A 17,496-nucleotide genomic window follows, 5' to 3' on the forward strand; every position below is an offset into this window, starting at 1 on the left:
AAACGATTATCATACTGATTCATTTTAAACAGGAAGGCTGAAAAAAAATCTGCCCAAGTACGGGCAGATTTTTTGCGCTGTAGATTTTTTAGATATTAATAGTAGCCTCCACCAACGAAAGCAGCACCAACAATGATTAGAAGTATAAACAGGACAACGATTAAAGCAAAACCGCCGCCATACCCTGCACCTGCGCCCATTCTAACACCTCCTGACATCTAGTGACAGTGTATGAAAATGATGTTTGTCCCGAATGGGCAATTATACCGGGGAAAGAAAATAAAATCGAAGGTATTTTATTTAAGCACTGAAAGATTTTAATGTTATTGGCAACTTTAGAGAGAATAAAATCTTTGAAAATGTGAACAAAATAGGAGATTAATCAACAAATTTAACTTGGCAAGAAAAAAACTCTTTACTGCAAGCGGATTCATGTTAAAATGGACATGTAATCAAGTTAGATGTCTGACGTCTATTCACAAACCTCTTTAATGAGAGGTCTATATTTTTGGCGTTTCGTAAAAACGTTTTCATAATTCTAAATTCAACAAATGAGGTGTCAACATGAATTTTTTCTGGGGTTTATTAGGGGTTGCTTCTGTATTGGGGATTGCTTTTCTCCTTTCTTCAAATCGGAAAGCGATCAATCTGCGTACAATACTTGGCGGACTTGCCATACAGTTTGCATTTGCATTTGCAGTCCTCAAATGGGATCTTGGCAAAAAAGCATTAGAAAAACTAACATTTGCAGTAAATGATATTGTCGGTTATGCAAATGAAGGCATTAATTTTCTATTCGGAGGATTATTCCAGGAAGGATCTGGAGTTGGGTTTGTCTTTGCTTTTCAGGTGCTGACTACTGTAATCTTCTTCTCTTCCCTAATATCTGTGCTTTATTATACCGGGGTCATGCAAGTGATTATTAAGGTCATTGGCGGAGGTTTGTCCAAACTGCTTGGAACAAGCAAGGCGGAGTCCATGTCCGCAGCAGCCAATATTTTTGTCGGACAAACGGAAGCTCCATTGATTGTCCGTCCATTTCTTAACAAAATGACGAAATCTGAACTGTTTGCTGTTATGACCGGAGGCCTTGCATCAGTTGCCGGTTCAGTTCTTATAGGATACTCCCTTCTTGGGGTACCATTGGAATACTTGCTTGCCGCAAGCTTCATGGCTGCACCTGCAGGTCTTGTCCTGGCTAAAATTATGATTCCTGAAACAGAAGTTTCAGAGACAACAGACGACATAACTATTGAAAAAGATACTGATTCAGTAAATGTGGTAGACGCTGCCGCACGCGGTGCAAGTGTAGGACTTCAGCTTGCATTAAACATCGGTGCAATGCTTCTTGCTTTTATCGCTCTTGTTGCTCTTATCAATGGTATTATCGGATTTGCAGGCGGGATTTTCGGATTTGAAAATCTTACACTGGAAACCATTCTTGGATTTATTTTTGCACCGCTCGCATTTGCAGTAGGAGTTCCATGGGCTGAAGCTGTACAGGCTGGCGGGTATATCGGCCAAAAACTTGTTTTAAATGAATTTGTTGCTTATTCAGCATTCGCTCCGGAAATCAGCAGCCTGTCTCCTAAGACGGTTGCAGTAGTGAGTTTCGCTCTTTGCGGATTTGCCAACATTTCCTCTATGGCCATTCTTCTGGGCGGACTGGGCAACCTTGCTCCTGACCGCAGGAACGATATAGCAAAGCTTGGAATACGTGCGGTAATAGCTGGAGCACTTGCTTCTCTATTAAGTGCAGCAATTGCAGGAATGCTAATTTAATAGTTTTATAGCATACCGGATGAATCCGGTATGCTTTTTTATTGCTGAAAATAGAAATAGGCGAGAATTGTCGAACATTATCTGAAAATTATTTTAATTCAGAGTTGATTTTATATTTTTATTAATGTTAAAGTATGGTTGTAAGCGTTACCATAGGTATTCTTCTAAATGTTTTGCACCATGGAAATACATAGATTACTATTTTAAGGAGGAATTATATGAGTCAGCTAACTGCAGGTTTAAAAGAAAAGGTAGAAAAGTTTTTAAGCGGAAAGAAGAAATTATATATTAATGGTGAATTTGTTGAAAGCAAATCACAGAAAACGTTTGATACGTATAACCCGGCTACAGGAGAAGTTCTTGCTTCTGTTTTCGAAGCCGGTGCAGAAGATATTGATCTGGCAGTAAAAGCAGCCCGTAAGGCATTTGATGAAGGCAAATGGTCAAAAATGAGCGCCTCAAAGCGCAGCCGCCTGATGTACAAGCTTGCTGATCTGATGGAAGAAAACAGTGAAGAATTAGCGCAGCTTGAGACATTGGATAATGGTAAGCCGATCCGTGAAACAACCAATGCCGATATTCCTCTGGCTGTTGAACATATGCGCTATTATGCTGGCTGGTCTACGAAGATTGTCGGTCAGACGATTCCTGTAAGCGGTCCATTCTTTAACTATACCCGCCATGAGGCAGTTGGTGTAGTGGGACAAATTATCCCTTGGAACTTCCCTCTTCTTATGGCTATGTGGAAACTGGGTGCTGCGCTTGCTACAGGATGTACGGTTGTTCTAAAACCAGCGGAGCAAACACCTCTTTCTGCTTTATACCTTGCCGAATTAATGGATGAAGCCGGCTTCCCTCCTGGGGTTGTCAATATTGTTCCAGGTTTCGGAGAAACAGCTGGCCAGCCGCTTGTCGATCACCCATTAGTAGATAAAATTGCGTTTACGGGTTCTACTGAAGTAGGCAAATTGATCATGTCCAATGCTTCAAAAACATTAAAGCGCGTTACGCTTGAACTGGGCGGTAAGTCTCCAAATATTATTCTTCCAGATGCTGATTTATCAAAGGCTATTCCAGGAGCTCTGAACGGTGTTATGTTCAACCAGGGTCAGGTGTGCTGTGCCGGCTCCCGTGTTTTCATACAAAAAAAGCAGTTTGATAATGTTGTAGCTGACATGGCTTCACATGCCAAAAAAATTAAACAAGGTGCAGGTATTCATGCTGACACAGAAATTGGCCCGCTTGTTTCTGCTGAGCAGCAAAACCGAGTTCTTGGGTACATTGAAAAAGGCCTAAGCGAAGGTGCTCAGCTTGTAGCGGGTGGCGACAAGCCGCAAGAGCAAGGTTACTTTGTCTCTCCTACTATTTTTGCAGATGTTCGTGACGAAATGACAATTGCAAAAGAAGAAATATTCGGACCAGTTATTTCGGCCATGCCTTATGATGACATAGACGAATTAATTAACCGGGCTAATAACAGCGAATATGGTCTAGCTGCAGGTGTTTGGACTCGTGATGTGGCAAATGCACATTATGTGGCCAACAAACTCCGCGCAGGTACAGTCTGGGTGAACTGCTACAACGCATTTGACGCTGCATCTCCATTTGGCGGGTATAAGCAATCCGGTATCGGCCGTGAAATGGGATCATATGCTCTGGATAACTATACAGAAGTTAAGAGTGTTTGGATTTCAATGAAGTAATAGACGAAACAAAAAAGGAGCCTTGCGAGGTTCCTTTTTTATTTACCAGAATTTCTGTCTTTGATTCCTGAGCACTGTCTAGCTCCAGCGCCTACCCCCCTCGAGGTCACAAGCTTGTCTAGTTGCGGGCTCCTATGGACTCGGGTTCATAAGCCGTTTCCTTCCAGAAGGAAAAAAAGCCTTCTTACAGGAACCGTCTTATGCCTATCGTCCCTGGGCAGTCGCCTCCACTTTTCAAGGAATCCTCTCAAAAAGGTTAAGAACGACCTTGTAATAAAAATGGTACTGTTTTTGAATTTGTTACTTAAATTATAATTATTTAAATACTATTTAAAGTGTAATGACGTCCTCTTGCCTCTTTTGACCATTTTATCTCTCATTCACCCATTTGAACATCTATCAAAGTCATTTCATCGGCCAGCTCCAAAGCTTCCTTTAAAGTCTGTTCAAATTCACCCAATTGATGAGGTCTTACACCTTTTACTCCAAAACTGTTGGCTAATTGCACAAAGTCAGGGTTGCCAAAAGCAGTTCCAAAACTGCTATTGAATTTTTCCTGCATCATTTGTTCCTCTAATTTTAATGCTGCATTATTTAAAACAATGATGATAAACGATAGGCCTAATCGTTGGGCCGTTTCTAATTCGGTTATATTCATTAATGCCCCTCCGTCTCCGGTTATGCAAATAACCGGAGCATCTGGACAGGCTATTTTGGCACCAATGGAACCTGGCAAGGCAATCCCCATTGAGGCTAAGCCATTTGATATAATGAGTTGTCCGGCTTGATTGGGTTGGTAGGTACGGGCAATAGATACCTTGTGGGCACCTACATCAGAAATGATGATGGTGTTTTCTGGTGTTATTGTTTCAATCACCTTTAAGACATTTTCTATCGTTAATGATTGATCTTTATTTGAATCTGAAACGATTTGGTATGCTAATTTAACCCTTTCTCTTAAATTCCCTATCGGAACCCATGGTCTAAATGGAATTTCCAGTTGATTAAGTGCCTGTAAGGTCTGTTTTAAATCACCTACCAATTCTACCTTTAAAGGATAGTGTTCATCCATTTCGGCTGGAATTGGATCAATATGTAAAATAGGACGCTGCTTTTTATTCCAATCCTTAGGAGGCTTTTCAACAAAATCATACCCTATGACGATTAACAAATCTGCTTCCTCTATGATTGGTAAAACTTCATCCTTTTCATTAAATCCAAATGTATAAAAATTAAGGGGATTGTCTTTAGGTAAAACCCCTTTCGCCATAAAACTATGAATAACAGGTGATTTTAGCTTCTCCACAAATGTGATGAATTCCGAAACAGCTTCTTGTCTTATTATCCCGTTGCCTGCTATGACAAGTGGTTTCTGGTATTGATCTAATATAGTACATGCACTCTCTAAAGCTTGTGAACTTGGTGTACTTCTTGGAATAGGTGTCACTGGTAATGTGTGATTAGAAATCATCTGTGCGGCAAGATTCTCTGGAAATTCAATTAAAACAGCACCAGGTTTTTCCATTTGAGCTAATCTAAAGGCCTTCCGAATGATCTTTGGAATGGTTTTTGAATCTTTTATCTGAACACTCCACTTTGTTACAGATTCAAATATTTTAACGATATCTAAATATTGATGGGATTCCTGGTGCTGCCTATTAAAGTCAGTTTGTCCTGTTATGGCTACAACTGGAGAATGGTCCAAATTTGCACTCGCAATTCCAGTCAAAAGGTTTGTCGCACCAGGTCCTAATGTCGCTGTGCACACACCAGCCTTTTTTGATAATCTACTGTAAACATCCGCCATAAAAGCTGCTCCTTGTTCATGACGAACATTTACAAACTGAATTTGTTTCGATTTTGACAATGAATCAATCAGATCAAGTGTTTCCTTCCCGACAATCCCAAAAATATACTCTACGCCCTCATTTTCTAAACATTGAACAAGTAAATCGGTTGCTTTCATACGACTCCCCTTTTCAAACAAGCTTTTTCCTATTTTTCCCCTTCATTTATTAAAATAACCTTTCGATCTTAGGAGGAAAGGTTGTAAGCATGACGTAAATCGGATATGTTGGAAGTAAAGTAAAGCAAGTTAAGGCAAGCAATTCTCAGCAGCTTATCTGCCTAATACAGATACTGCCGCTATAAAAGCATCCAATTATATTTACCTCATCTCATATATAACTAAGTCTCCTTTAGATATCTACTAATACGAACAGTTAAAAATTAAGTTCCGTTTAATAGTGTTTAAGGTTAACCAATACCTTTAGTTTAAATTAACAAGGCGCTTCCGCTTTTCTTATTGCTTCACATTCCCTTGTAATAAGAATAAGTTCACAGATTATCCATAGGATTTTTGATGGATATTATTTATCCTTATATTGGGAGGGGAAATAATGAAAAAAGTATATATGATATCCGCTATTATTGTAATATTAGGCATAGCCGCCGGCATTTCTTTTTTTATCATTCGTGATATGACAGCAAAGATACCTGATCATATTACACTTTTAACCGATGATGAGAAGGTCTACAACTTTGCAGAATCGGATAAAAAAATGAAGCTAGTTGAATTTATTTATACGCACTGTCCGGATATTTGTCCGACTACTACACAAAGAATGAATCTGCTGAAAGGCGATCTTAGCAAAGAGGGTGTCTTTGGGGAGAAGGTGCAATTCATAACTGTAACGATCGACCCCTATAGAGACACCACAGAGGTTCTTCGAACATATAGAAATACCTTTGAAATCGAAAATGATGGCAATTGGGTCTTTCTTACTGCAGAGCCGGATAAACTGAAAAAAGATCAGGCTGAAATTCAGGAGCTCGCTAACACTTTTCAATTTCAGTACCGTGATCCCGGTGATGGTTTCTACGTTCATAGCACATTTGTGTATTTGCTTGACGAGAATAATAAGTTTATTAAGAAGTTCCCAATGGGAGAAGATTTTGATAAGAATGATGTTTTCAATAAGATAATGAAGCAAATATAATAAAAAAGTGGCGGATACTGAATCCGCCACTTTTTTTAACCTAATTTGCTGAAGAAGATAAATTTTTGTTTTGGTTAATGAGTATTAAAGTTTTCGATCTTGGCTTTGAAAAGCTTACTTTAATACCGGATTTCTTTAATCTGTTTACCAAATCAACCAGCTGCTTTTTAGCCATTTGAAAAACTCCTTTTTCCCTGCCTGTATGTTTAATATTGTACATGAAAAATATGAAAAAACTATGAACAAAAAGAAACATTTTATGATTTTTGGGAAGCATTTTCAAGGTTTTAATAAGACTGTATGCCTGGTTTTCTCTTCAGTGAGAGCTGTCTTATGATAGTTCCCATCTGCCCAGCCGTTCATCTGGTCATGATACCAAGGGCTTAGAGGATGTCCTGATTGTCCTGGTCCCACAAGATGATAGGCAGTATTCATGTTTTGCGTATCAATCACAAATCTCCATGAGCCCCCGTGATTTACAGTGCCATCCTCTTTATTAGCTGCCGCCTGGACTGTGACTGAGCTTCCGCCAACAGGAATCCGCCCTTCTCTATTAAACAGGAAGTTTAAAGGTTTTACACTTGAAAGCGGGTGGGCAAATGCTAATTGGTGATAGTCTCCCCATTTCCACTCAGACAGGTTATTTCCTTGAAGATCTGCTGCTTTCTTTAAAGCTGAACTCAATGATTGTGAAAGGACCTCCTCAAGTCCGCCCTTTTCTTCAATCCAGCGGCTTTCCCTGCCTTTTGCTGCATTTCTCAATAATTCATCCACCGCCTGCTTTTGCCCTTTAAAGAGATTCCTCATCTCGGATGATATCTGATCCTCAAAAAGAACATCGGATATGCTTTTCATCCAAAGATTGAAAATGAGAGGGGCTGCTTCATCTTTGCTGTCGTTATAATCCCATTTCCTCAAGGCGGATAAAGCTGCCTTTTCAAGATTGGAAGATGGTTCTCTAATTTTCGACAGGAAAATGGGTATAAATTCCTTTGCCTGCAGGTTTTTCTGATCCATCTGCAGAGACATCATGTCTTCAGGTGTAAGTTTATCCCTGCTATCCAGGAATTCCTGAATGCGCATTTGCCTGTACGGCTGTGCCCAATCATGACTTATATGGTAAGGGTAGCTGTCGTCAATCACTTTATTGTTTGCAGTAGATATGAAGCCTTCCTTTGGATTGATGGTTTTTGGCAGTTCATCATAAGAAATATATCCTTCCCATCCATAATCTTCTGTCCAGCCTGGCACTGGCAATAGCCCGTCTCCTTTCTTTCTGATGGGGATTTTACCGTTTGCTTTATACGCTATTGTTCCATCTGGCGAGGCAAATACAAAGTTCTGTGCTGGTGTATGAAATAACTCCAATGCTTGTTCAAATTGATTCCAGTCCGATGATTTATTCATTTTTAGAATGGCTTCCAGTTCTTTTGAAGGTTCAAGGGCTGTCCATTGCAAAGAAAGAACGGTATCTTTGCCGCTGTCTGCAGCAAATTCCGAAATCACTGGTCCGTGGCGTGTAATCGTTACTTGATAACTGATCGGATCTTTGTCTTTAACCTTAATTGGTTCTTCAATTATTTCTGCCTTTTCCCATTTATCATTGAATAGAAACTCATTTTTATTGTCAGGATTCCTTTTTTCGATGTACAAATCCTGAACATCTGGTCCTGTATTGGTTACTCCCCATGCAATGTCTTCATTGTGACCGAGAATAATGCCCGGAATGCCGGCAAAAATGACCCCGCTGACATTCATTTCCGGGGACTTCAGATGCATCTGATACCAGATGGAAGGTGTGCTGAGTGATAAATGTGGATCATCTGCAAGAATCGGCTTCCCGGATGCTGTTTTGCTGCCTGCTGCTACCCAGTTATTGCTTCCGTTGAATTCAGGCGGTGTTACTGCATATGCTAAGCTTTCTTCAATATTCAAATTGTGTTTTCCTATTATGTAAGGGGCTTCCTTCGGATATGAGGGGAATAATTCATACGCTTTATCTTCCGGAAAATGCTGAAGGAGATAATAGCGGAATGCCTGGCTCTCCCAGTGTCCTCCAAGATCATATGCCATATATTTGCCTATAGTGAGTGAATCCACGGGAGTCCATTCTTCAGGCTTATAGCCGAGAATAGAAAATTCAGGCGGCCATTTTCCGTTTTCTTTCACCTCTTTCATATAAAGATTTACTCCTTCAGCAAACCAGCCTAAAATCTGTTTTGCTTCCGGGGAATATGCTTCATAGGATGCTTCTGCGGCCCTTCTCAGTCCAAGTGTCCTAAAATATTTATCATTGTCAATTGTCCCTTCCCCGATCACTTCACTTAATCTGCCGGATGCCTGCCGCCTGCTTAAATCCATTTGAAAAAGGCGATCCTGTGCCTGCACATATCCCTGTGCAATAAAAAGGTCTCGTTCATTATCCGCAAATATGTGGGGAACGCCATTGCCGTCGCGATTCACCCTGACTTCCGCAGCGATGGATCCAATTTTAATCTCTCCTTCTGTTTCAGGGAGTGAGCGCGATAAATAACCAAACATCACGAAAAATGCCGCAGCCAGTAACACTAATATGATTGCAAAGGTCCAAAGTGTGTATTTCCTCCACTTTGATTTTGGCTTGAGCTGGACCCCAATATGACCTCCCATAGAAATCCTTCCTTTATATTATATTTTTACTTCGAACTGTCCGGAGAGCTTTACTTCACCAGTTTCATTTTTAACTGAGACTTCTCCTGTCAGTCTCTTCTCATCTTCTTCCATTCTCTCCCCTGTCACTTTTCCTTCTATTGTCAGTTTCTCGCCAGGACGAGTCATTTTGCTGAAGCGCACTTTGAACTTTCTCAGGTTTCTTCTCGGAAACCAATCAGCCAGTGCTTCGCCTGCCATTCCCATAATGAGCATCCCATGGGCAATCACACCGTCCAATCCCGCTTTTTCCCCAATGGGTACTACAGTATGAATTGGATTAAAATCCCCGGATGCTCCTGCATATTTGACCAGCTGTGTATGTGTGATCTCGGGTTTATGAATCGCTGTTAATTCGCTCATTATATTGTTCCCCTTCTTTCGATAATGGTAGATTCCGAATATAAAACCTTGATTCCTTCACTGTTTTTGTAATGAATTCCTATTGTGATAAAACGGAGATTCCTCTTTTCAAATGCTGAGATTAACTGAGGAGCTGCAGTTATTGTATCGCCGGCGCATAATTCCCCCATATAGCGATATTCCTGTCCCCCGTGAAGAACTTTGAGCGGGTCAAGGCCGAATAGCTCGATTAGGGTTTCAAAATCCAAGCCTCCCCACATCTCTATGGCCGTCGGAAATGTAGGCGGAATGGGGATGTCCCGGTACCCTTCTTTTCTCGCGATGTCCGCATCATAATAAATAGGATTCCTGTCTCCAATGGCCATAGCAAATTCCCTGATTTTTCCCCTCTCAATTGTGAAGCGGAAAGGTTTTAATTTTACATCTTCTTTTAAAAGAGAATCCATTACAAAATGCACTTCCTCTCACTATGTTTATAATCTTTATTATTCGCCTTTTACCTGATGCTTCCTTTTAATTTTCTGAACTTTTATGAAGCCGGCAGATTACATTAAGAAGAATTCGCGATTACGCGCTGAAAGTGGTATACTTTTAGGGATTATGTATTTGGAGGAATAAAAATAATATGATAACTGTCAGTAATGTAGGTCTTCGATACGGCGACCGCAAACTATTCGAAGATGTTAATATTAAATTCACACCTGGCAATTGCTATGGATTAATTGGAGCAAATGGTGCAGGTAAATCAACTTTTCTTAAAATTTTATCAGGTGAAATCGAGGCACAGTCGGGAAGTGTTCATTTAGGTCCCGGCGAGCGCCTTGCTGTCCTGAAGCAGAATCATTTTGAATACGAAGAGTTTGAAGCATTAAAAGTAGTCATCATGGGACATGCACGCCTTTATGAAGTGATGCAGGAAAAAGATGCGATTTATATGAAGGCCGATTTCACTGATGAAGATGGCATGAAGGCTGCGGAACTTGAAGGTGAATTTGCAGAACTGAACGGATGGGAAGCAGAATCTGAAGCAGCTATTTTGCTGAAAGGGCTCGGCATCGAAGAAGAACTTCATGACAAAAAAATGGCAGACCTTTCCGGTTCGGAAAAAGTGAAAGTTCTTCTTGCGCAGGCCCTTTTCGGCAAGCCGGATGTTCTTTTGCTGGATGAGCCGACCAACCACTTGGATATTAAAGCAATTCAATGGCTTGAGGAATTTCTTATCAATTTTGAAAATACGGTTATTGTTGTATCCCATGACCGTCACTTCTTAAACAAAGTATGTACTCATATTGCCGACCTTGACTTTGGGAAAATTCAAATTTACGTTGGTAACTATGACTTCTGGTATGAGTCGAGCCAGCTTGCACAAAGGATGGCACAGGATGCCAATAAGAAAAAGGAAGAAAAAATCAAGGAACTGCAAAGCTTTATTGCGCGATTTAGTGCAAATGCATCAAAATCAAAGCAGGCAACTTCGCGTAAAAAGCTTCTTGATAAGATTTCTTTGGATGACATTAGACCGTCCTCAAGAAAATATCCGTATGTCGGATTTTCCCCTGACCGTGAAATCGGAAATGATTTGCTTCGGGTAGACGGCCTCAGCAAAACAATAGATGGTGTTAAGGTTCTGAACAATGTCAGCTTCATCATGAACAAAGATGATAAAATTGCGTTAGTTGGGACAAACGAATTGGCGAAAACTACCCTATTTAAGATACTGACTGGTGAAATGGAGCCGGATGAAGGAACGTATAAGTGGGGTGTTACTACATCTCAATCTTATTTCCCGAATGATAACTCGGAGTTCTTCGAAAACTCTGATTTGAATCTTGTAGACTGGCTGCGCCAATTCTCACCTGCTGACGACAGTGAAAGCTTCCTGAGAGGTTTCCTTGGAAGAATGCTGTTCTCTGGTGAGGAAGTTCTAAAGAAAGCAAGCGTTCTTTCAGGTGGAGAAAAAGTCCGCTGCATGCTTTCCAAAATGATGCTTAGCGGTGCAAATGTACTAATGCTGGATGAGCCGACTAACCACCTTGATTTGGAATCCATTACGGCATTGAATAATGGTCTAATTAATTTCAAAGGGTCTTTGATTTTTGCATCACATGACCATCAGTTTATTCAAACCATTGCCAACCGCATTATTGAAATTACACCGGCTGGCATTGTGGATAAGCAGATGACTTATGATGAGTATTTAGAAGATACATCCATTCAAAAACAAGTTGCTGAAATGTATCAGTAAAAAGTAAAAGCAGGAGGAATAACCTCCTGCTTTTCGTTTGGTTAAAAGTCTTGTTTTTTCTTTTTATGCCGTGCGGAAGAAGCCGTTCTGCTTCCCGTTTCCATATTAGTTGTACCTTGCCCTTCGATATTTGGAGAACTTAGTCCAGCCTTTGAAGGGTCTTTTTTGCGTTTGCTCATATTAAACACCTCCTTTCTTACTGTTTCGTGATTAGGCTTTTTTTATCCATGGAATAAAATTGGAGCACAAAAGCCAATCTAACAAACGGAGGAGGTGTTAACATTGACGAAAAGAGTAGCGGTTGAACAATCCTTAACAAATGTTTCGGAAGCGCTTCGCCAAAAAGGATATGAAGTGGTTGATATGAAGTCGGCGCATGATGCTGAGAACTGCTCCTGCTGTGTAGTGAGCGGTGTTGATTCAAATGTGATGGGTATGCAGGATGTTTCTACAAAGGCTTCTGTCATTGAAGCAAGCGGCCTATCGGCGGATGAAGTATGCCGTCAGGTGGAGCAAAGAATGCAATAAAAGAATGTCCAAAAATTAAAGAGAAATTCTTTAGTCTTTTTCTGAAGAACATGCAATAAAAAGACGGGCATTAAACCCGTCTTCTTCTTTTGGCTTTTGCTTTAAGATTTTTCCTTAATAATAGAATAAAGATCCCGAATAAAAATATCGTTAACCCGACTCTTCCATAGTACCCGGTTGTCTCTTTTTCAGGCTCCTTATCTGTTTTCAGCTGGCTTGAAACCACTTCATCCTGTTTGTCTTCAACGAGCTTTACGGATTGAATGATCGTTCCGTTTTCATTCTTTATCTGCAGTTTTCCTTTTGCTGTAATGTTTTCTTCGTAGTTTCCTTTTGGCAAAGTTATGGCTACATTTTCACCGCCAGTTGTATAGGTTTTTCCATCAGAAGGAAAAACATCAGTGCTGCTCAGTGTCGCAGTTTTAAAGTTGCTGAACCCATAGTTCAATAGGTTTTTTGTATCATTATAAATATCCCGCTTGAATTCAGCTTTTAAGACAATGGCCGTTAACTTTATTGAATCGTTTTCGGCAGAAGTGGCGAGGGTCTGCTTAGCTTCATCTACGAAACCGGTTTTTCCCCCTGTCACTCCTTCAAATGGAACCTCACCTTTAAGCATCCTGTGATGAGTAAAGATGGTGGTGTCCCATGATTTTCCTGACCACTTCATTTCCTTTGTTCCATAGATTTCTCGAAAGGTCTTATTTTTCAGGGCGTAATTAGTTAATTTTGCAAGGTCCCTTGCCGTTGTATAGTGGTTTTCATCATACAAGCCGTGAGGATTAACAAAGTGAGTATTTTTTAACCCTGCACTCTCTTCAAGATAGTGATTAAGATTCTCTGAGAATGTTTTCATATTGCCGTCAAGATGCTCAGCAATGCTCCAGGCAGCATCATTTCCTGAATTAATCAGCATGCCCTGAACGAGTTTTATTAAAGGCACTTTTTCTCCTTCCTCCAAATAAACTCGTGTTCCTTCAACCTCTGCAGCTTTCTTGCTGATAGTTACTATGTCCTTTAAATCTCCATTTTCTATGGCATATATGGCTGTGGCTATTTTCGTCAAGCTGGCAGGGTACATCTTATTATCCGCATTTTTCGCATACAGAACAGCACCTGATTCAGCATCTGTTACGATAGCGGCTTCACTGATAATTTCAGGGTCTTTTGTTTCCTCAGCTGCTGTATATGCAGTCGGAAAGCTGAATAATAGCAGGATGAAAGCAAGCAATTTCTTCATAAATACACATCCAATTCAAACCGATAATCAATACTGATTCTACCAGACAATTCATGCATACTTATATCATATTTATAAATTGTTACATAATTGAAAATTTAGTGCCGTAATTTGAGAAGATTGATAATGAAAGGAAATTACCTGCTCTTATCTTTTCCAAAACAGCAGGAACCTAAAATTTTGAAAACAAAAAAGCAATCCAATTGGACTGCTTTTTAGCTTGAACATCCCCCTCCACAGCTCGAACAGCTGGAGCCGCCAGAATCATGTCCTCCTCCAGAATCATGATCACCATGGCTGCTGCAAGAGAAGCCGGTGCAGTAAACCATTCCGGCAGCACTGTCTTTTGCGAGTTCCGGGGGAAGAAGTTCGTTCATATGGTCCTCGAACCCATCTGGTTCATAAACCGAAAAATAAACGGCCGGAAAGAGCAGATAGGAATACTGGCTGCCAGATGCGGGCTTCGTAAATTCCAGCGGCTTTTTCCCAAGCTTCAATGATTCTGATTCAGAAATTTCATGCTTCAGTTTTTCTATCATTTTCTTTTTCAGTTCCACCCAATCATTTCCTGTCCTGAAATACTTATTTAACAGTTCAGCCTCATTCATGCTTCTGAAATCCTCAAGTATTTCCTTTTTAATCGGATTTTGCAAAAAGTTTCCCCAAATTCTTCTGCTATTATGGCCTGCTTCAAAAAGACTTAAATACACCCAGTCAAAAAAAGCCCTTTCTCCTGGAATGGGGGTGCTGTCCATATTTGGTGAATGGTGCAGGTATTCACCGAAGAAGTTTTTTGAAAACTGATCATAATCACGGGTGAACATGAGCATTTCATGCCATATTTCATCCGCTTTACTGCTGAACATAGGCACTGTTTTCAGTATGGCATTCATCACAAAATATCTTTTCAGCTCAAAAAATGTCCAATCATATGCGTAGTCTTTCCATTTCGGATGCTCCCTCAGGACACGATTTTTTATATTCTCCCTGTACCCTTCAGGCAAAGATTTTTCTAATTTTTGTATCATTGGAAGATAGTCTTCGCACCACATTCCCAGATGTTCAGGAAATGGCTCGTTTTTAATAAAGGGATCTCTTTTCGAACCAGCAACTAGACCTTTAATGATTATGGCAGCGAAAATCACACCAAAAATTAACAGAAATATTTCCATAGAACCTCCCCCAATCTATATATATCTTAATTATATATGAAATTTACAATATTTAGCAGGGGTGGTTTTTAAAAAAATAAACCGCCCAATAAGGCGGCATTGCTAATTTTTTGTCTTTATATAAAAACGCTTTAAAAATTCTACATAAATATCATCATGAACAAGCCATGCCTGGTATTTTCTTTTAATGAAATTTTCTGCCTGCTGAAAGTTCTGATAGGATTCATGGACTGGCTTTCCGTTCATTTCCAGAATCCAATTGTCCTCGCCAGCAGCAAAAATAAAAAATTTGTCTCCTTTCTTATTTTCGTAAAGGGATCCCTGCATAGAACTTTTATTATTGTATTTGTTCCTGAATGCGTCCTGTCTCATGGGATCCAAAGGAAAAATATCCTGAACGAATAATTTATAAGCATCTTTTCCCATCGAACATCCTGATGCTTTTGCATGTCCTCCCCCTCCGAACTTTCCGGCGACAGCAGATACATCAACGTGGTCATGTATTGTCCTGAAACTGATTTTTTTGCCCCCCAGGTTTAAGATTGCGATATAATCCAAATGGGGAAAGTCTTTGCCAAGTTCGTTTCCCAGTTCAGAATGATAGGATTCAGCATGGACGATGCCGGCACAATATTCACCAATGAAAGTTTGGACAATTTCCCGCTTCTTCCGTCTAACATAACGCTCAATCTTTTCCTCTTCCATTTCCAGCAATTTTTGTTCAAAATCATCAAACTTGAAATGGTCTGAGTTTATGATTCTTTCCGTCATTTTTTCTTCGAATTCTTCAATGGAAACCATAAAGAATAGATCGTTCAGATTCTTTGCTTTAATATTCTCATTTTGATCCCATTCCCAGGTATCATACTGGCGGACAAGTTCAACGAATTCATCCAGAGCCTGGGATGATTTAATCAGTTCATGTTCCAGGAGATACTCATACAGCAAAGAGGTTGCAGCGGTGAGTCTGCCATCATCATATTGAACCTTCACTCTGCCCCAGCTGTAATCATTAAAGTGCAGGGCTGTTTTGTGATGGTCAATCAATCTGACCTTGCCTCCGCCTTTTTCCAGATCATCAAGCCTGATCAAATTTTCATCATTAACTGATAAATCCGTGATTATTAAAAAGTCATCCTTCAAGTTCTTTTCGTTTTCAAATAATTTTTCAATCTGATAATCAAGTCCCATTACAGAGTTATAGCGTACCTCGACGTCTTTTCCAAAAGCAATCTTGGCAACGATGCCGCATCCGACACCATCAAGGTCATTATGTGTATACAGTCTGTACAATATCAATCACCTGCTATTCTTAGACTCATTCCTCTGTTAGTTTGGTTGTGCAGGAAAATTCTATGCGGAAAATCCCCGCTGCAAGGAACGGGGATATGCCGGTTATAGCAATATATAGGCTAGAGGCGCAGCAATCAGTATTGTTAAAATTGTTCTTTCTGCCCAGATGACAAGCAGCTGCGGAATGGTTATAGGGATCTCTGTTGATAAAATACACGGGACAAGAGCAGAAAAGAAAATGATGGCTGATACTGAAACAACTCCGATTACAAATTTAGTAGCCAGTGCTGCCTCTGCTGCAAGCAATGCCGGCAAAAACATTTCAGCAATCCCCACTGCACTTGCTTTTGCTGCCAGTAATGGCTCAGGCAGCTGCACTAGAGCCGTAAACGGATAAAAGATATATCCAAGCCAGTCAAAAACAGGGGTGAATTCTGCAAGAACCAGGCCTAATAAGCCTACTGACATAATGGATGGCAAAATGGACATCGTCATGACAAACCCATCTTTTAAATTATCTCTGATGTTGTTCCATAATGCCGGGGACTGTTTGGCTGTATCCATTGCTTCCTTCCAGGCTGCCTGGAGACGACTCCCTGAAAAGGTTTCCATTGGAGGCTGCTGTCCATTGTAATATTCTTCGCTCATTGATCTAAGAGGCCAGATTCTTACTGTAATAGCCGTTACGATGAAAGTGACAGCGAACGTCGTCCAAAAATAGGTGTTCCAGATTTCCATCAATCCAAGTGTTTTGGCAACAACAATCATGAACGTTGCGGAGACGGTTGAGAATCCGGTAGCTATAATGGCGGCTTCCTTAATACTATATTTTCCTTCTTTGAATACCCGGTTTGTAATGAGCAGCCCGATTGAATAGCTTCCTACAAAAGATGCCACCGCATCGATAGCAGATTTCCCTGGTGTCTTCCAGATCGGCTTCATGATCGGCTGCATTATGACACCGAAAAATTCAAGGAGACCATAACCAACCAGCAGTGCCAGAAAAACGGAGCCGATTGGAACGAGCAGCCCGACAGGAACGACAAGTTTGTCAAACAAAAACGGTCCCATACTCGGGTCGAATAGCCAGGATGGGCCGAAACCGAATACAATCATGAGGGCGGTAAATAACCCGGCCACTTTAAAAATAGAAAATACAATATTTACTTTATTCTTGTTCCAGGATTTTGTATAGAACGGATAAATGGCGCCAAGCAGGATGACGAGTAAGGCATAATAAGGGACAGCTGAAGGTATGGAAGTCTGAATGGCTGTGACAATATGGTCAAGCATGATGGAGGATTTCTCATTAACGGTGACGGGAACAAAAAACATAAATAGGCCAATTGCGCTGAAAAGAAAAAATTTAACCTTATTTTTCAAAGCTGTATTTGGATTCTTGAGTTCAGGCTGGTGAGATTGATTCACTGCAGTGTCTTTTTCCATTCTCATTCCCCCTAGTAATTTAGCGGTAAGGAGCAAA

16 protein-coding genes are annotated in these 17,496 nt (G+C 40.4%); 5 read left to right on the forward strand and 11 right to left on the reverse strand.

The window, feature by feature from the left end; all coding sequences use genetic code 11:
* Nucleotides 1-95: 95 nt before the first annotated feature.
* Nucleotides 96-200: a YjcZ family sporulation protein gene (locus ACXAD1_RS10535; RefSeq protein ID WP_206839786.1), complete on the reverse strand. Its 105-nt coding sequence runs from the start codon at nucleotides 198-200 to the stop codon at nucleotides 96-98.
* A 364-nt stretch (nucleotides 201-564) separates the two neighbouring features.
* On the opposite strand from ACXAD1_RS10535, the gene ACXAD1_RS10540 reads away from it, so the two are divergent.
* On the forward strand, nucleotides 565-1,782 hold the full coding sequence (locus ACXAD1_RS10540; RefSeq protein WP_370221857.1) for a NupC/NupG family nucleoside CNT transporter: 1,218 nt from the start codon (nucleotides 565-567) through the stop codon (nucleotides 1,780-1,782).
* Nucleotides 1,783-2,000: 218 nt separating this feature from the next.
* Nucleotides 2,001-3,485: an aldehyde dehydrogenase family protein gene (locus tag ACXAD1_RS10545; RefSeq protein WP_206839784.1), complete on the forward strand. Its 1,485-nt coding sequence runs from the start codon at nucleotides 2,001-2,003 to the stop codon at nucleotides 3,483-3,485.
* Nucleotides 3,486-3,861: 376 nt separating this feature from the next.
* Here the strand turns inward: ACXAD1_RS10545 and ACXAD1_RS10550 are convergent, their stop codons facing one another.
* Nucleotides 3,862-5,451, reverse strand: coding sequence for an acetolactate synthase large subunit (locus ACXAD1_RS10550; RefSeq protein WP_474910000.1), 1,590 nt, complete (start codon nucleotides 5,449-5,451; stop codon nucleotides 3,862-3,864).
* Nucleotides 5,452-5,884: 433 nt separating this feature from the next.
* On the opposite strand from ACXAD1_RS10550, the gene ACXAD1_RS10555 reads away from it, so the two are divergent.
* Entirely contained in the window at nucleotides 5,885-6,484 is a 600-nt protein-coding gene (locus ACXAD1_RS10555; protein ID WP_474910001.1) for an SCO family protein, read from the forward strand.
* Between the two features lie 40 nt (nucleotides 6,485-6,524).
* Here the strand turns inward: ACXAD1_RS10555 and ACXAD1_RS10560 are convergent, their stop codons facing one another.
* From ACXAD1_RS10560 to ACXAD1_RS10575, 4 genes are all read right to left on the reverse strand, one after another.
* A complete protein-coding gene (locus ACXAD1_RS10560) occupies nucleotides 6,525-6,659 on the reverse strand; it encodes a hypothetical protein (RefSeq protein WP_256816508.1) in 135 nt (44 codons plus the stop codon).
* 104 nt (nucleotides 6,660-6,763) lie between these two features.
* A complete protein-coding gene (locus tag ACXAD1_RS10565) occupies nucleotides 6,764-9,133 on the reverse strand; it encodes a penicillin acylase family protein (RefSeq protein ID WP_474910002.1) in 2,370 nt (789 codons plus the stop codon).
* Nucleotides 9,134-9,151: 18 nt separating this feature from the next.
* Nucleotides 9,152-9,535: a MaoC/PaaZ C-terminal domain-containing protein gene (locus ACXAD1_RS10570; RefSeq protein ID WP_474910003.1), complete on the reverse strand. Its 384-nt coding sequence runs from the start codon at nucleotides 9,533-9,535 to the stop codon at nucleotides 9,152-9,154.
* Complete coding sequence (locus tag ACXAD1_RS10575; RefSeq protein WP_370221851.1) at nucleotides 9,535-9,981, reverse strand: FAS1-like dehydratase domain-containing protein; 447 nt, start codon at nucleotides 9,979-9,981, stop codon at nucleotides 9,535-9,537. The genes ACXAD1_RS10570 and ACXAD1_RS10575 overlap by 1 nt, the downstream gene beginning before the upstream one ends.
* 179 nt (nucleotides 9,982-10,160) lie before the next feature.
* On the opposite strand from ACXAD1_RS10575, the gene ACXAD1_RS10580 reads away from it, so the two are divergent.
* Nucleotides 10,161-11,780 (forward strand): ABC-F family ATP-binding cassette domain-containing protein, encoded by a 1,620-nt coding sequence (locus ACXAD1_RS10580; protein WP_206839780.1) that lies wholly within the window; start codon nucleotides 10,161-10,163, stop codon nucleotides 11,778-11,780.
* Between the two features lie 41 nt (nucleotides 11,781-11,821).
* Here the strand turns inward: ACXAD1_RS10580 and ACXAD1_RS10585 are convergent, their stop codons facing one another.
* A complete protein-coding gene (locus tag ACXAD1_RS10585) occupies nucleotides 11,822-11,959 on the reverse strand; it encodes a YuzL family protein (RefSeq protein WP_019379858.1) in 138 nt (45 codons plus the stop codon).
* A gap of 103 nt (nucleotides 11,960-12,062) precedes the next feature.
* Here ACXAD1_RS10585 and ACXAD1_RS10590 point away from each other — a divergent pair, with 103 nt between their 5' ends.
* The gene (locus ACXAD1_RS10590; RefSeq protein WP_048011629.1) at nucleotides 12,063-12,308 is read left to right on the forward strand and encodes a YkuS family protein; all 246 of its coding nucleotides are present in this window, start codon (nucleotides 12,063-12,065) and stop codon (nucleotides 12,306-12,308) included.
* A gap of 70 nt (nucleotides 12,309-12,378) precedes the next feature.
* Here the strand turns inward: ACXAD1_RS10590 and ACXAD1_RS10595 are convergent, their stop codons facing one another.
* The 4 genes from ACXAD1_RS10595 to ACXAD1_RS10610 form a co-directional block, all read right to left on the reverse strand.
* Nucleotides 12,379-13,548, reverse strand: a complete 1,170-nt coding sequence (locus ACXAD1_RS10595; protein ID WP_474910004.1) for a D-alanyl-D-alanine carboxypeptidase family protein — start codon at nucleotides 13,546-13,548, stop codon at nucleotides 12,379-12,381.
* Between the two features lie 215 nt (nucleotides 13,549-13,763).
* The gene (locus tag ACXAD1_RS10600; RefSeq protein WP_474910005.1) at nucleotides 13,764-14,720 is read right to left on the reverse strand and encodes a glycine-rich domain-containing protein; all 957 of its coding nucleotides are present in this window, start codon (nucleotides 14,718-14,720) and stop codon (nucleotides 13,764-13,766) included.
* Nucleotides 14,721-14,822: 102 nt separating this feature from the next.
* A complete protein-coding gene (locus tag ACXAD1_RS10605; RefSeq protein ID WP_474910006.1) occupies nucleotides 14,823-16,013 on the reverse strand; it encodes a DHH family phosphoesterase in 1,191 nt (396 codons plus the stop codon).
* 102 nt (nucleotides 16,014-16,115) lie between these two features.
* The gene (locus ACXAD1_RS10610) at nucleotides 16,116-17,459 is read right to left on the reverse strand and encodes a YjiH family protein (protein ID WP_474910007.1); all 1,344 of its coding nucleotides are present in this window, start codon (nucleotides 17,457-17,459) and stop codon (nucleotides 16,116-16,118) included.
* Nucleotides 17,460-17,496 lie beyond the last annotated feature (37 nt).

The organism is Cytobacillus sp. ABV4_503 (assembly GCF_056158445.1).